The organism is Paracoccus xiamenensis (assembly GCF_011308835.1).
In the GTDB taxonomy this organism is placed as follows: domain Bacteria; phylum Pseudomonadota; class Alphaproteobacteria; order Rhodobacterales; family Rhodobacteraceae; genus Paracoccus; species Paracoccus xiamenensis.
This window is the reverse complement of sequence record NZ_JAAOHY010000005.1, coordinates 50146-65744: the sequence shown is the minus strand read 5'-3', so window position 1 is coordinate 65744 and position 15599 is coordinate 50146. Positions and strand designations below refer to the sequence as shown.

Below are 15599 nucleotides of genomic sequence, written 5' to 3'. Positions count from 1 at the left end.
TAGGCCCCGTTAGGCAAACATCAAGAATCCGTTCAAATTGCCTGTCGAATTTGGTCGATCGCGGCAATAAAGGCACGAACTTCGGGCGAAACGGGTGCATCGGCCATGATCACGCCGCCGGAGCTTTCGGCGCCCGCAGCACGCGTGCCGCTCATCTTGCGTTCGGCCCAGTTGCGCAGATCGGCGATGGAATAGCTGCGCAGGAACGGGTTGGCCGAGACCACCGCCGCCCCCATCACCGCCCCGACCGAATTGGCCGGATCGGCCCGCAATGCCTGATCGGCGCCAGCGGGGCCAAGGAAGTGGGCCAGATACAACCGCCCGGCAGTGATGTCATGGCCGCGGGCACGCAAGTAAGCCTCGTTTTCCTGGGCCAGGCGACGCACCATCTCGCGCGAGAGGTCGGGGTTGAAGCGCAGTTCCAGCACCTCGGCGCGCGACATGCTGGCCAGCAGGTCGGGGCGATAGCTGCGGATCATCCTCAGCCAGGTGCTTTCGATGAACTGCCCCAGTCCCGATGCCGTCGACAGCGGGTTGCGCGCGCGCGCATTGCCGGCGCTTTCGACCTGAATGATACGCCCGATCAGCGCCTCGACCGCGCCCGATCCGGTGGACGGCGCCGCCCCGCCCAACCGGGCCGAGGGATCGACCGGCACCCCGCCCTCCAACAGCTGGAAGATCAGGCCCGGCTGTTTCTGACCCGGCGGCAGGCCGACAGTGCCCAGCGTTGTGCCGGCCCCGATCTCGCTGCCCTGCGCCAGCGCGGGCGAGACAGTGCCAAGCCCGCGATAGCGGCTGGTGCTGCCATCGGGATGGGCCAGCTCGACGCTGGGGCCAAAGCTGGGATCATTGGTGATCGCGGCGACAGTGCCGGCGGCGGCGGCGCGCACCGGGCTGCCCTGCGGTGCCGACCACATGACATGACCGCGCAGCAGATCCGTGCCGGTTGCGCGCGCCGCCCCTTCGGGCAGGGGCACGAAACGCTGGGTCATTACCCCGGCGATCGGCGGTGTCAGCGCCGCCGGGCCGCCGGCGGGCAGGGCCACCTGCCGGCGGGTAAAGCAGCCCGGGCCTGCCTGATCGGCACCCTTCTGATCCAGCATGTAACAGGGCTTGTCGCCCGATGGTCCGCTGACGCCGATAAACAGGATCTGCCCCGCGATTCCGGGCGCGGTCTTTTCGCGGATGACCGTCAGCCGGTCGGCGGGATCGGCAAAGCCGTCGAGATCGTGGATCTTCGACATCATTGCCAGCGCCGTTCCGGCCTGATCCGGCGTCAGGTTGGACCGCAGCGCGGCGGAATAGATCATGTCCAGCAGCCGCTGGGGCTGAAACTCGGCCCCGGCCTCGCCGGCCAGGGTTTCGCTGACCACTTGCTGATCGGCCCAGGCATCGGCCGCCGGAACCAACTGCCCCGAGGCCGCCATCGCCATCGACCCCAGATATTGCCCCTGCTGATACAGGCCCAACTGGATGACCTGCTTTGACGCCCCCTCGCCGCGATAACGCATCGCCAGCAGGGTGCCGGGCTGAACCTGCGCGGGCAGGTTGAAGCTGGCGCCCATCCGTTCGGCGATGCGGGCGGCCTCTGCGGCGGGCAGGCCGTTTTCGGTCAGGATCGCGGACAGGCTGCGCGGGGTCGTGGTCTTGATCAGGCTGTCGGTCCAGATCGGCGTCCGATAGGCCGGTTCGCGCAGGAACACCGTGCCCGAGACCGCCGGCTGGTCCGGGTTCGAGACCGCGGCGGCAGGCGGCGGCTGGTCGCTGGCGATTTCGGCGGCGCGCATGGCGCGGCTGCGTTCGGCCTGGAACATGGCAAATTCTTCGCGCGTGGCGGGCAGGGCCGCAACAAGCAGCTGGTCGGGCGCGCGCAGGTCGGTGTTCAGCACCGTCAGCTCGGCCCCACGCGCGCCGCCAAGGCTGGCATTCATCAGTGCCGCAGGCGCCATGACCGTCTGGCCGGCGGCAACCTCGCCCTGTTCCAGCCTTGGGATAATCATCGGATCGCCGGGAATATTGGTGAAGCTGTCGCCGGGCCTGATCGGTGCGATGTCGAATTCGGCCTCGACCTGAACCATCTGATCGTCGCCGGTCAGCCGTGTCCACAGCGTCTCGATCCGGGGCGCGAACTGCCACCAGATCACCCCTCCAAGCGCCACCGCCGCCAGCCCCGCGACGCCGCCGCGCAGCGCCGCCGATTTGCGCCGCCTGCGCCGGGCTGTCTGGCCCATCTGCCGAAAGCGCGGATCGACCTGCATCGGGGGCTACTTGATCACGCCCGAACCCAGCGAATTGACCAGATCCGGGTTGATGCGCGGGGCCGATCCTGACGGTGCGGCCCGCTGCGGGGTGGCCGGTGCGGCCTGTTGCGTCCGGCTGGGGCGGCTGGTGGTCTGGCTGGTCGTAGCCCGTGGAGAGTTGCTGCGGGTCGCGGAATTGCCGCTGCCGGTATTGCGCGGCGCGTTGCTTGCATTGCTGCGGGTCGGTGCGGCCTCGTTACGGGGAACCGAGACGCGCTGTTCGACCGGGCAGCGTACGCTGTCATTGCTGGCGATCCGGCGATACAGATCGGGGCCGGGCGCTGTCCCTGCCTCGGCCTGGCCAAGCGTGCTGAAATAGCGCCGCACTGCCGCCAGCGAGCCATTGCCCCAATTTCCATCGACGCCACCGTTATAGCAGTTCATCTGCAACAGCTCTGTCTGGATGGCGGCGGCGTATTGGCCCTCGGCCGGGTCAAAGCGGCCCTCGTTCAGCATCGCCTCGAAAAAGGCGATGTCGATGCGGCGGATGCGGTCGCGTACCTCGCGCGGGGTGCCCAGAGGGCCGCGATTGCGGGGGCCAAGCAGGCTGGCCAGTTCGCCCACGATGATCGCGGGCTCTGGCTGGCCGGGACGGCGGGCCATGCTGACCGGAATGGCCCGACGCGCCGCCGGCGTGGCGTTGGTGGCGGTCGACGCGGCGGCTTGCAGGGTGGGGGCATCGCTGGCGCGGATCACCGGGGCAGGCGCGCCGGTCAAGGCGGTGCCGGCGGGCAGGGCGGTGATGACCAGCTTGCCCGACATGGCCGCGCCGGCGGGCGCGCGGCCAGTGCCGGTTGCGGTGGATGCGGCGCTGGCGATGGCGGCGGGTGGGGCTGGTTCAGCCGTGGACAGCCGCAGACCCGCGCTCAGCAGCAAGGCCAGCCGGTCCCGATCCGGGACCGAAGCGGCCTGTGCGGCGGCGGCGCTGATGGCGGCGGTGTCGCAGGCGCCGGGCGCAGGTTCCAGCAACCACAGCGGCCCGGTCACAGCGGCGCGCAGCCGGGCGGTGGCGGCGGGCGCATCGGTCCAGTCGCAGCTGTTGGCGACCATGATCGCCGGCCGATGAGGGGGGCGCTGGGGCAGGCGGGGCGGGGCGACGACCGGCGCGGGTGCGGCAACTGGTGCGTCGGCCAGATGGATCATGCGCCGGCTAGCATCGGTGATGCCCGCAAGCGCGGCATCCAGATCCTGCGGGGATTCGAGCATGACTGCATCGTCCATTGCCTCGGACAGGGCCGGAATGGGCATCACACTCGTCAACAAGGCCAATAACAGCACGCTGCGCCGCATGGGCCGGAACCTCCGCTTCGACAGGCGATTTCTAGCAGAAGGAGAGTGGCGAATGAACCCCTCGGCGTGCAGGGCGGATATGAAAACGGCCGCAGGACGATCCCGCGGCCGCATCTTTTCAGGCGTGGATTGCCTAGCCTTCGGCTTCGGCCTGCCGGCTGGTCTTGTTCCAGCGGATCGAGGACCACAGCGAGATCCCGATCAGCGCCGCACCACCCAACCCGGTGATGACCTCGGGGATGTGGACAAAGCTTTGCATGAACATGATGACCGACAGCGCGATGATGGCGTAGAAGGCGCCGTGTTCCAGAAAGCGATACTCGGTCAGCGTGCCCTTTTCGACCAGCATGATCGTCATCGAACGGACATACATCGCGCCGATGCCCAGACCGATGGCGATCACGAAAAGGTTCTGCGTCAGTGCGAAGGCCCCGATCACGCCGTCAAAGCTGAACGAGGCATCGAGCACTTCCAGGTAAAGGAACGCGCCCAGGCCACCCTTGGCGCCGGCGGCCATCATTTCCTGGCTGCTGTCCAGCAGTCCGCCCAGCACCTCGACCAGCAGGAAGGTCAGCAGACCCCAGATCGCGGATTTGAAGAAGATCTGCGATTCAAGCGGTTCCAGGAACCGGGCGAATATCAGGATGACGACCAGAACGATCGCAACTTCGATCCCGCGGATGGTGGCGTATTTCTGCATCTTGCCTTCCAGCCAGCGGACCCAGTGCACGTCTTTTTCGTGGTCGAAGAAGAAGGACAGGCCGACCATCATCAGGAAGGTGCCGCCGAAGGCCGCGATGGGCAGGTGGGCATCCTTCATGATGGCGCTGTATTGTTCGGGCTGGGTGGCGGCCATGACCATGGCCTCCCACGGGCCGATCTTGGCGGCGACCACCACGATCAGCAGCGGAAAGACGATCCGCATACCGAAGACGGCGATGATGATGCCCCATGTCAGGAAGCGGTGCTGCCATTCCGGGGTCATGTCCTTCAGCTTGTTGGCGTTCACGATGGCATTGTCGAAGGACAGCGAGATTTCCAGCACCGCCAGCACGCAGCAGATGAAGAAGATGGTCAGCATGCCGCCGACCGTGCCGGTCATCTGCCACCCAAGCACGGCGCCAAGGATCAGGCCCAGAACGGTGACGATGAAGGCCCATTTGAAATAGTGCAGCATGCTGTTGCCAGATGCTGATGACGGATTGGTCTGCATGGCAGACTCCTCATGCGGCTTGTCATGGTAGAGTGCCGACATCACGAACGTGCCGCCACGTTCGCCAGAGGGGCCCGGTCACCAGGGGCTATGTTCACGATAACGCGAACGGCTGAAAGGTGGTGCGGAACGGGCGAAAAAGCAAGAGATTCGTGCGTCTCAATGTCGCAGTCCTGCGATGTTTCGCCAATTCGCAGCGGCGCCTGTGCGCGCCGGCTCAGCGGGCGCGCTTGCGGGCGGCGCGCCTTTCGGCCAGCACGCCGACCAGCCACAGCGCGCCCAGCGTCCACAGGTCCACCGCAAGACGCCGTTCCCAGCTGGTATGACCGGGCGTGTTCATCAGCGCATCGCCCAGAACCGACAGCAGCACACAGGCGACGAAGGTGATCAAGCCGCCGCGCCCGATCACCGCCAGCGCCCGGCCCGGCCCGGTTTCGGCAAGCCAACCCAGAAAGCCGGACAGCGGTACCGCGACCAGCCAGCTTGCGGCCAGGATCGCGACATAGCGCATCCCGTCCAGCGACCACTTGTCGACCGGTCCGACAAGATCCCACAGGATCTTGGACATCGCCTTGCCCTCGGGGCCATAGCGCCACAGCTGCGCCATCCCCAGCGAATAGATCACGATGATCGTGGCCACGATCGTCAACACCATGCGATAGCGCAGCAGCACCGGCATGAACTTCTTGCGGAAGGCGCCCATGGCGATGCCGCTATGGAACAGCGCCTGCCAGGCGAAGGGGTTGAACAACAGCCCGCCTTCAACGCGCTGGTTGGGCAGGTGGATGTTCAGCGGCACGGAAACGGCCCACAGCGCCGCCGAGGCGGCCGCGAAAGCCCATGGCCAACGCAGCAACAGCGGCACGGTCAGCGGCGTGAAGGCCAGCAGAATGACATAAAGCGCCAGCACATCCAGCAGGTTCGGCTGCATCCACAGCGTTCCCAGCGTGATCACGTAGCCGACCGGGAATTCGATGATCCAGCGGGCATATTCCGTCCAGACGGCGGTATGGGGAAAGCCCGCCTCCAGCAGGCCGCGCGACAGCAGCGCCAGCAGGATGCCGCCCGCCATGAGTGCCAGCCAGACCTGACCGGCGCGGCGCAGGAACCGCCATTGTGCGGCACGGCGGCCCTGCTTGGCCTCGATCCCGATCCAGACCAGACCGACCAGAAACCCCGACAGCAGCACGAACAGCTCTGCCGCGTCAAATACGGCGAAATTCGCCAGCGTATAGCCGCGCAGCACGCCGACCGGCATGTGGTCGAGCATGATTGCAGCCAGCGCGTAGCCGCGCAGCATATCGAGCGCAAGGATCCTGTTCATTGCGGCAGGCGTGCCCAGCGATCAAGCAATTCCGGTGTGTTCAGCAGGGCCGCGCGCTCTGCCCGGTCAAGGAAGCCAAGCGCCTGCGTCTGATTGCTGGCAACCGCGATCTTGGCGGCGGCTGAGATCTCGGGCAGGCGCTTGTCCACCGGCAGCGCGGGCTGCGGCGGGATCATGGCGGTATAGGCCGCCAGCGCCTGCGGATCGCGGCCAAGTTCGGCCGTGGCATTGGCGGGGCCGCGCAGCCGGCGGGTATGGGCCACACTGGCGGTCAGCACTGCCGGCGTTTCGCGTTCTTCGGGCGTGACCAGCAGACCGGCCTGCCGCGCCCAGCGACCCAGCACGGCAGATGCGCTCCACCGCGAGGTCAGCGGCGCAAGGATCAGCCCGGCCAGGATCGGCGCCAGCCAGATCAGCTGCGCGGGCGACAGATAGGCCAGGATCAGCCCGATGATCAGGCCCGAGGCAACATGGATCCAGTGCCGGCGCAGCACCACGCCCCAGGGCGGCATCGAGCCCTTGCGAACTTGGCTTTCCCAGCCAGAGCTGCGGCCCATCAGGATCTCGACGATCTGGCGGGTCTGGATCAGCATTTGCACCGGTGCGATCAGCGTGGACATGATGACCTCGAACACCGCGCTCAGCGCCACATGGGCCTTGCCACCGACATTGCCGGCCAGCGGGCGCCGCCATGCGCGGACGATGGCGATGGCCTTGGGCAGCAGCAGAAGCGCCGCCGAGGCGGCCAGAAGCCACAGCATCCGGCGGGCGTCGAAGGTCGGCCAGTCGGGGAAAAGCTGATTGGCTGACGGGAAATAGACCGGGCTGGACAGGATGACGATGGCAGTCAGGATCAGGCCAGCGATAATCATGGCCAGCCAGATCGGGCTCATCAGAAAGCCCAGCATGCCGATCAGGAAATGGGTCCGGCTGATGGCGGTAAAGCCACGCGCGCCGATCACGCGGATATGTTGCAGGTTGCCCTGTGCCCAACGGCGTTCACGCACGGCCATGTCCAGAAGCGTGGGCGGGCTGCCCTCGTAGCTGCCGCGCAGATCCCAGTCCAGCCGGACCTTCCAGCCAGCCCGGCGCAGCAGCGCGGCCTCGACGAAGTCATGCGACAGCACGGTGCCGCCCCAGGGCGGAGTGCCCGACAGTTCCGGCAGGCCGCAGCATTCGGCGAATGCGCGCACGCGGATCATGGCGTTATGGCCCCAGAAATTGCCGTTATCGCCCGACCAGGCGGCAACCCCGCGGGCGATCGAGGGGCCATAGATGCGGCCGGCGAACTGGATCACGCGGGCAAAGATGGTCTGTCCCTGCACCAGCATCGGGATGGTCTGGATCAGCGCCAGCGCCGGGTCCGCAGACATCCGCGCCGACATCTGCCGGACCACATCGCCCGACACGACGCTGTCGGCATCCAGCACGAGCATCTGGTCATAGCGGCCGCCCCAGCGGCGGACGAATTCGGCGATATTGCCGGCCTTGCGCCCCGTATTGTCGGTGCGGCGGCGATACCAGACCGGGATCGGCGCGCCTTCGCGCAGCTTGGTGACGGCAAGCGCCTCGGCAGCGAAAACATCGGGGTCGCGGCTGTCTGACAGCACGAAGATCTCGGCCCGGTCGGCCATGCCTGCCTCGGCCACCTGATCCGCCAGCGCGGCTAGCAGGCCCATGCTTTCGGCCGGATCCTCGTGATAGACCGGCATGACGATGGCGATCCTGGCATTGCCGGGATCGGCGGGCGTTTCAAACTGGCGCGCGACCAGCCCGGCCAGCATCGAGCAGAAGCTGAAGCCGATCCAGGCGAATGTGATACTGAACAGCGCCAGCAGCACGTATTGCATCGGCAGGATATTCGCGCCGAAGGCAGACCACATCTGCCATGCGCCAAGCGCGGTGACCACCGCCGCGCCGCCAAAGGTGATCAGCCGCGCCAGCCGTACCTCTGGCGCGGGGGCCTGAAAGTCTGGGCCTTGCGGGGGCGCGGCGCGGAAGTCCTGCACCGGCATCTCCAGCGGTGCCTCGGGCGGGGTGGCTGCCAAGCGGGGATCATCCACCGGCGCAGGGCGCGGCGTTTGCGACTGCGTGTTCGGGTCGTGTTCAGTCGCCAATGATCAGCCCTCGGACCAGCGGAACAGCCAGGTTTCCGACAGATTGACCTCACCCGCCTTCAGCACCGCGCTGAGATCGGCCATCTGCGCGCCCTCGGGGATATATTCGAAGGCCACCCGCAACAGCCCATGCTGGGGCAGGCGCAGCAGATAGGGGTGTTCGATCTTGCCATCGGTGGCGTTGACCTGAATTTCGGGATCTTCGCGATCGGCAAAGGGGGCCAGATCGAAGTCGATGAAGAAGCTCCGGGCCCCCTTGCGGTTGATCGAGGTGCCCGAGCGTGTGGATTCCACCCGCGCCAGCGTAGTCGGCTTCAGCACGTTGTCGCCAAAGGCGAGCGTATAGGCGAAATCGGTTCGATTGCCGGCTTCAAGCGGTGCCGAGGGCTGCCAGTAGCTGACGATATTGTCGTGGAATTCGCTGTCGACCGGGATTTCGATCAGCGAGACATTGCCCCGGCCCCAATCGCCCAACGGCCGGATCCATGCCGATGGGCGGCTTTCGTAGTTCGCCTCGGCATCCTCGTAATCGGCAAAGTCGCGCGGGCGCTGGATCAGCCCGAATCCGCGCGGTCCGTCGTCAACAAAGGCCGAGATCTGCAGCTTGGCCGGGTTCGACAGCACCCGCCACAGGGTCTGACCGGCGCCGGTAATCATCTGCAGCCCGTCGCTGTCATGGACGGCAGGGCGGTAATCGTCCTGACCTGCCGCATCGGCGGGCCCGAACCAGAACATCGAGGTCAGCGGCGCCACACCGAAATTGTCCAGCTTGGTGCGCGCGAACAGCGCAACGCGGGTGGTCATCACCGATTCCGCGCCCGGCGCCAGCACGAATTCGTAGCCGCCCGAGACAGATTTGCTGTCCAGCAGCGCCTGAATGGTGATGGTGCCGGTGACGGGATCGGGGTCATGGATCCAGAACTCGCGGAAGACCGGGAATTCCTCGCCCGCCGCGCTGCCGGTGCCGATGGCCAGACCACGCGCCGACAGTCCGTATCGGCTGCCCCGTCCGAGGACGCGGAAATAGGACGCGCCCTGAAACACCGCCAGTTCGTCCAGAATGTCGGGCTTGTTCAGCGCGCTGCGGATACGGAAGCCCGACCAGCCCATTTCGTCCGGCGTCGCCTGTGCCGCATCCGGCGGGAAATGCGCCGGATCGAAGTCGAAGACCGAAGGGTCGAAGGGCAGGGGCTGCGGCACACCGTCGCGGACGATGTTGATGCGCACAGGTTCATAGAAAATCATCCCCGGTGACAGCAGATCCAGCCCGAAGCCGGGAATATCCTTCCAAGGGTCGGCGTCGCGCTTGAACCGGATGGCGCGATACTTGTCGTAGTCGATATCCTTGAACGGCCCGCTTAAAGGTGCGGCAGGCGATTCCCAGTCCCGCGCCGCCCAGCCCGCGGCGATCGAGGCCACGCTTTCGAAACCGAAAGGTGCGGCGGGCTCGGTCTCCGGTTGTGGCTCTGCGGTGGCGGGTGAGGTCTGCGCCTGCCCGTAAGAAGCCTGGCTCAGAGCGAAGGCAGCCGACATTGTTCCAAGAAAATAACGACGTTTCACGCTGGATGACCCGGAAAGATGATTATCTTTGCGTGTTATGTCATCGCTGCGGCGACAGCAAGAAATCGCTGTGCCTTCCAAGGCGTTTGGGCGGAAATCTGTCACTTTTTTTGCCGTCGAGGCAGGGGAATGGGTCCGTTTCGGCTGGATCCGGGCCGAAGACGCAATCTTTGCCCGGACGGGCGTTCGCCCACCAGTCCGCCGTGCCAAGGGTCGGGCAGGGGCGGCGCGCTGCGGGAAAAACAGGGCTTGCATGGGGTGGGTATGATGTTGACAGTAATACTCAGGTTTGAAATATGCCCGGCCGAGTCGCCTTTTGGCCATGCATTCCTGAAGCGAGTAAATCCAATGCCGCAGTCCACAACTCACCGCATCCCGTCACTTGCCTGCTTGGCCTTCGCCATCTTGGGTCCGGGTGCGTTGATGGCGCAAACCGCACCTGTGGCCACCGATCCGGCCACCAGCCCGGCACCTGTCGCGCCTGCGCCAGCTGATGCTGCCCCGGCAGTGTCGCCGGCAGAAACCGCCCCGGCAGGGACCGAGGCCCCCGCCGCGCCTACAGCGGCAGCTGCCCCGACCGGCACCGATACTTCGGCTGGGCAAAGCGCCCCGGAAGCTGCGACGTCGGAGCCGGCTGCCACGCCCGCCGAGCCGAATGCGACGCCTGCAACTGCGCCAGCAGACTCGGCTGCGACGCCCGCAGAGCCGGCTGCAACGCCTGCCCCAGTGACCGCTGCACCCACAGACCCGGCTGCCATGCCCGCGCCTGCCACGCCCACGGACCCTGCTACCACGGCGGCGACACCTGCCGAACCGGCCGCAGGCGCATCGGATGCGGGCGCGGTGCAGGCCGCCCCTGCGGGCGATTTCACGGTGCCCGAGTCGATGCTGCCGCATGATCTCTCGCCCTGGGGGATGTATATGGGCGCCGATATCGTCGTTAAGGGCGTGATGATCGGGCTGGTCTTTGCTTCGGTCGTGACCTGGACGGTTCTGCTGGCGAAGCTGCTGGAAATGCTGGGCGCGACGCGCAACGCGCGGCGCAGCGCTGCGGTGATCGCCAGCGCCCCGAACCTGGCCGATGCGGTTGCTGCCTCGGCCAAGCGGAACGACCCGGCCAGCCGGATGCTGCGCGTGGCTGCGGCGGAGGTCGAGCGTTCGGTCCCCGCCACCGATGTGGCTGGCACGGCCGGCCTGAAAGAACGGGTGTCGTCCTATCTTTCCGGCATCGTTTCGACCTCGGGCCGTAAGGCGGGTGTGGGCACTGGTCTGCTGGCGACGATCGGTTCGACCGCGCCCTTCGTCGGGCTGTTCGGCACTGTCTGGGGCATCATGAACAGCTTCATCGGGATTTCGGAATCGCAGACCACCAACCTGGCCGTGGTCGCCCCCGGTATCGCCGAGGCGCTGCTGGCCACCGCGCTGGGGCTGGTCGCGGCCATTCCCGCTGTGGTCATCTATAACTTCTTCGCCCGCCAGATCACTGGCTATCGCCTGCGTCTGGCGGATGCGGCCGCGGGGGTCGAACGGCTGGTCAGCCGCGATCTGGATTTCCGCGCCAGCGGGAGGGGCTGAGATGGCAGGCCGGCTGCAAGACGATGATTCGCTGACCGATAACCACGAGATCAACGTCACCCCCTTTATCGACGTGATGCTGGTGCTGCTGATCATTTTCATGGTCGCCGCGCCGCTGGCGACGGTCGACATCAATATCGACCTGCCGGCATCGCGCGGGTCGGCCTCGCAGCGGCCCGATCAGCCGGTCTGGCTGACCATCGCCGCGGATCGTTCGCTGTCGCTTGGACAGGCGCAGATCTCCAGTCAGGCGCTGCCGGCACAGCTGGACGCCGAAACCGGCGGTAATCGAGAGACGCGGATCTTCCTGCGCGCCGACAAGGCCGTCAGCTATGGCGAGGTGATGGAGGTGATGAACCTGCTGCGCGATCACGCCTATACCAAGATCGCACTGGTTGGGCTGGACGCGACTGCCGCACCGCCCGCCACGGGCGCGGTGGATGGGCAGGCAGTCCCCGCGGGTGCCGGGCAATGAGCTGGTCGGTGGACGGGTTGCGCTGGGGCGGTTTCGGCGCCCTGGTCGCTGCGGCCCATGTCGCAGGTGGCCTCTGGATCGAGCGCGCTTCGAAGCGTCATGCGGTCATGATGTTGCCCGCGCCCATCTTTGCCGAACTGCTGCCTGCACCTGCGGCCCCAGCCCCGCCTGCTGAGGCAGCTGCGGCCGAAGAAACCGCATCATTGGCAGAACCCGAGCCCGAGCCGGAAGCCCAGACCGAGCCCGAGCCGGAACCTGAGCCTGCACCAGAGCCGGAACCAGAGCCCGAGCCCGAGTTGCCAGAACCCGAGCCCGCACCCGATTTCGAGGTTCCGCCACTGACGGAACTGCCACCGGTCACCGATTTTGCAGACCTTCTGCCTGAATCGGCGCTGGCGCTGACCGCCTCGGACCGGCCGATAACGCGGCCAGAGCGGCGCAAGCCGGAACCGCAGCAGGTGCGCCGCGAAGAAAAGCCCAAGCCGCCGAAGGAGCAGCCCAAGCGCGAAACGCGCCGCGAACGCACGACCGCGCCGACGCAGCAGACCGAACGCGCCGCACCGGCCGAGACCGCGACCAGCCAGCGGCGCGGCGGCCCAGCCGGACAGACACGTGCCAGCACCGGCGCCAGCAAGGCGAAGATGGACAGCTGGACCAGCCGGGTCGGTGGCCGCGTGGCCTCGCACATGAAGCGGACGCGGGTGCCGGGTGGTGGCCGGGGTTCGGTGACCATTCAGGTCTCGGTCTCGATTTCGGGGAATGGTTCAGCAGCCGCCCGGCTTGCCAGTTCGACCGGAAATGCAAAGGTCGATGCCGCCCTGGCGCGGCAGGCTGGCCGGATGCCGCGAATGCCCGCGCCGCCGAATGGCAAAGGTGCCTCTTTCGTGCTGCCGATCAGGATCGACCTGTAGCGCCGGATTTGCTGGCGCTACAGCAGCACGGGAATAATTGACACTTTAAGTCAGAATATTTATCCAAGCTGCATCCTGACTTTGGAGAAGCCCGGATGAGACATACCCCACCCCCCGCCTTTCAGGCAGAGGCCCCCGTCGATCTGGCCTTTGAGGTGCTGGACCGGATGCTACGCGATCAGGCCGAAGAACACGGTCTGGCGCTGCATTCGGGGCATGGACGCTCGACCTGGGTGGTGCTGGGGCAGGGGGAATACGGCGCGCGGCGCGACGGTGCGGGGGCCGTTGTCTTCGCCCGTGCCGACAGTCCCGACTGGCTGTTCACGCTGAAGGAAGCTGCCGCCTATCAGCTCGCCGAACTGGGCTGTGTGACGGCGCAAGCGCTCAGCTGGACGGGGCCGGAACAGGCGGGTGCGCATCCGCCGAATTTCAGCCTTGGCCGGGTGGCGTGGGTGCGACCGTTGGGCCAGAACTTCCTTCGCATGCGGATCGAGGGCCAGGGGCTGGAGCGTCTGGCCCGCGACATGATCCATTTCCGTTTCGTGCTGCCGCAGGCCGACGGGGCGACGCAATGGCCGCGCCTGACGGCTGCCGGGCAGGCGGTCTGGCCGCAGGAATTGCATCGGCCTGCCTATACCATCTCGGCCATCGACGCGGCGGCTGGCTGGCTGGAAACCGATATTTTCGTGCATGACGGCGGCCGCATCTGCGCATTCGCTGCGAACACCGCTGCGGGGATCGAGGTCGGCTTGACCGGGCCGGGCGGTGGCGGGATGCCACAGGCGGCATCGCTGCTGATCGGCGGGGATGAGACCGCCTATCCAGCGCTGGCGCGGATCATCGCGGTGCAGGATCCGGCAGCGCGGATCGACTGCCATCTGTTCGGCGCCTCAACCGACTATCCTTTCCCCGCCCATCCCGGCCTGCATCTGACGCATCGCCCGGCGGGCGAGGCCGATCTTGCGGCCAAGCTGGCGCAGGAGGGTGTGCAGGCCGAAAGGGTCTGGATCGCGACCGAGAAGGCCCGGCTTCAGCCCCTGAAACAGGAGATCCTGCGGCAGATCCCCAAGGACCGCGCGCATCTGGCGGCTTACTGGATCGCCGGGCGCTGATCCTCAGCTGGCCAGCCGGGCATAGACCCCACCGGCATCACGCAATTCGGCATCGGTGCCGCTTTCGACGATGCGGCCCTGATCCATGACCACGATCCGGTCGGCATGGCGGATGGTGCCCAGCCGATGCGCAATGATCAGCGTCGTGCGCCCGATCGACAGCGCATCCAGCGCGGCCTGAATCTCGCGCTCGGTCGCGGTATCCAGCGCGCTTGTTGCCTCGTCCAGAATCAGGATTGGCGGGTTTTTCAGGAAGGCGCGGGCGATGGCCACGCGCTGCTTCTGACCGCCTGACAGCATCACGCCGCGTTCGCCGACGATGGTGTCCAGCCCGTCGGGCAGGCTGTCGATCATGGGGCCAAGCTGAGCCTGGGCGGCGGCGTGCAGGATCTCGGCCTCGGTGGCGCCAAGGCGACCGTAAGCGATATTGTCGCGCAGGGTGCCGCCGAACAGATAGACATCCTGGCTGACCAAGCCGATCTGGCGGCGCAGGCTGTTCAGCGTCATGTCCTGCAGCGCGATCCCGTCGATGGTGATGCGGCCTTCGGTCGGTTCATAGAATCGCGGCAGCAGCGCCAGAAGTGAGGTCTTGCCGGCCCCGGAAGGCCCGACAAAAGCCACAGTCTCGCCCGCGCGAATGGTCAGGTCGATCCCGTCGATGATGGTGCGGTCGGGCGCATAGGCGAAGCGGATATTGTCGAAACGGATATCGCCGCGCAGGGCGGGGGCCTCGGTCGCGGTGGCGGCGTCGGCGATTTCGGGATCAGTCGCCAGCAGCTCCAGATAGCGGCGGAAACCGGCGATGCCGCGCGGATAGGTCTCGATCACGGCGGCGATCTTGTCGAGCGGGCGATAGAACACGCCGACCAGCAGCAGGAAGCCCACGAAGCCGCCCGTGGTTAGGCTGCCGTTCAGGACAAAGCCCGCGCCGATCACCATTACCACCACCTGCACGAAGCGCAGCCCCATATAGTGAATGGCCGAGGAGGCCGCCATGATCCGGTAAGCGTCCAGCTTGGCCTGCCGGTAGCGCGCATTGTCGCCCGCAAACAGATGGTTTTCGTGGCTTTCATTGCCGAAAGCCTGCACCACGCGGACGCCGCCAAGGGCCTCTTCCAGCCGCACGTTGAAATCACCGACCCGGCCATAGATCGCCTGCCAGGTCTGCGTCATCCGCCCGCCATAGAAGATGATCAGCACCAGCATGACCGGCACGATCAGCGCCACGATCAGCGCCAGCGTCGGCTGCACCCAGAACATCAGCGCGAAGGCGCCAAGGAAGGTCATTACCGCGATAAAGGCGTCTTCGGGGCCGTGATGGGCGACCTCGCCGATTTCCTCCAGATCGCGGGTGACGCGGGCGACCAGCTTGCCGGTGCGGGCGCGGTCATACCAGCGCCATGACAGACGCGTCAGGTGATCGAAGGCGCGGGCGCGCATCTCGGTTTCGATATTGATGCCCAGCTTGTGACCCCAATAGATCACGATGGCCGTCAGCGCCGTATTCAGCGCATAAAGCGCCAGCAACCCGCCCGCCGCCGCCAGCGTCAGCGACCAGTCGCCGCGCGGCAGCAGGTCGTCGATGAAGAAGGTGACGGCCAGCGGAAAGGCCAGCTCCAGCAGGCCCGACAGCACCGCGCAGCCGAAGTCCAGCCAGAACAGGCGCATGTGGGGGCGGTAATAGGTGATAAATTCGCTCAGCATAACGCCCGCTTTAGCGCC

The 15599-nt window shown here is 66.5% G+C and carries 12 protein-coding genes; 4 read left to right on the top strand and 8 right to left on the bottom strand.

The features are described 5' to 3' along the window. Positions 1-32: 32 nt before the first annotated feature. From G7044_RS11995 to G7044_RS18165, 7 genes are all read right to left on the bottom strand, one after another. Positions 33-2258, bottom strand: coding sequence for a peptidoglycan DD-metalloendopeptidase family protein (locus G7044_RS11995; protein WP_166329156.1), 2226 nt, complete (start codon positions 2256-2258; stop codon positions 33-35). A 6-nt stretch (positions 2259-2264) separates the two neighbouring features. Next, positions 2265-3548 (bottom strand): hypothetical protein, encoded by a 1284-nt coding sequence (locus G7044_RS11990; protein WP_166329154.1) that lies wholly within the window; start codon positions 3546-3548, stop codon positions 2265-2267. A 175-nt stretch (positions 3549-3723) separates the two neighbouring features. Beyond that, positions 3724-4803, bottom strand: coding sequence for a DUF475 domain-containing protein (locus G7044_RS11985; protein ID WP_166329152.1), 1080 nt, complete (start codon positions 4801-4803; stop codon positions 3724-3726). A gap of 217 nt (positions 4804-5020) precedes the next feature. Further along, positions 5021-6127, bottom strand: a complete 1107-nt coding sequence (gene opgC, locus G7044_RS11980; protein ID WP_166329150.1) for an OpgC domain-containing protein — start codon at positions 6125-6127, stop codon at positions 5021-5023. Further along, the gene (gene mdoH / locus G7044_RS11975) at positions 6124-8175 is read right to left on the bottom strand and encodes a glucans biosynthesis glucosyltransferase MdoH (protein ID WP_235931280.1); all 2052 of its coding nucleotides are present in this window, start codon (positions 8173-8175) and stop codon (positions 6124-6126) included. Before mdoH ends, opgC begins: the two co-directional genes overlap by 4 nt. A 72-nt stretch (positions 8176-8247) precedes the next feature. After that, complete coding sequence (locus G7044_RS11970) at positions 8248-9777, bottom strand: glucan biosynthesis protein (RefSeq protein WP_166329148.1); 1530 nt, start codon at positions 9775-9777, stop codon at positions 8248-8250. A gap of 392 nt (positions 9778-10169) precedes the next feature. Beyond that, complete coding sequence (locus tag G7044_RS18165) at positions 10170-10562, bottom strand: hypothetical protein (protein ID WP_268935399.1); 393 nt, start codon at positions 10560-10562, stop codon at positions 10170-10172. Between G7044_RS18165 and exbB the strand changes: the two genes are divergently transcribed. The 4 genes from exbB (at position 10561) to G7044_RS11950 (ending at position 13877) form a co-directional block, all read left to right on the top strand. Beyond that, a complete protein-coding gene (exbB, locus tag G7044_RS11965; protein ID WP_235931294.1) occupies positions 10561-11379 on the top strand; it encodes a tonB-system energizer ExbB in 819 nt (272 codons plus the stop codon). The two genes, G7044_RS18165 and exbB, sit on opposite strands and share 2 nt — an antisense overlap. 1 nt (position 11380) lies before the next feature. Further along, positions 11381-11854, top strand: a complete 474-nt coding sequence (gene exbD / locus G7044_RS11960; protein WP_166329144.1) for a TonB system transport protein ExbD — start codon at positions 11381-11383, stop codon at positions 11852-11854. Further along, entirely contained in the window at positions 11851-12765 is a 915-nt protein-coding gene (locus G7044_RS11955) for a TonB C-terminal domain-containing protein (protein ID WP_166329142.1), read from the top strand. The genes exbD and G7044_RS11955 overlap by 4 nt, the downstream gene beginning before the upstream one ends. A 95-nt stretch (positions 12766-12860) precedes the next feature. Next, complete coding sequence (locus G7044_RS11950) at positions 12861-13877, top strand: siderophore-interacting protein (protein ID WP_166329140.1); 1017 nt, start codon at positions 12861-12863, stop codon at positions 13875-13877. 3 nt (positions 13878-13880) lie between these two features. Here G7044_RS11950 and G7044_RS11945 read toward each other — a convergent pair whose 3' ends face one another. Further along, entirely contained in the window at positions 13881-15581 is a 1701-nt protein-coding gene (locus tag G7044_RS11945; protein ID WP_166329138.1) for an ABC transporter ATP-binding protein, read from the bottom strand. Positions 15582-15599: the final 18 nt, after the last annotated feature.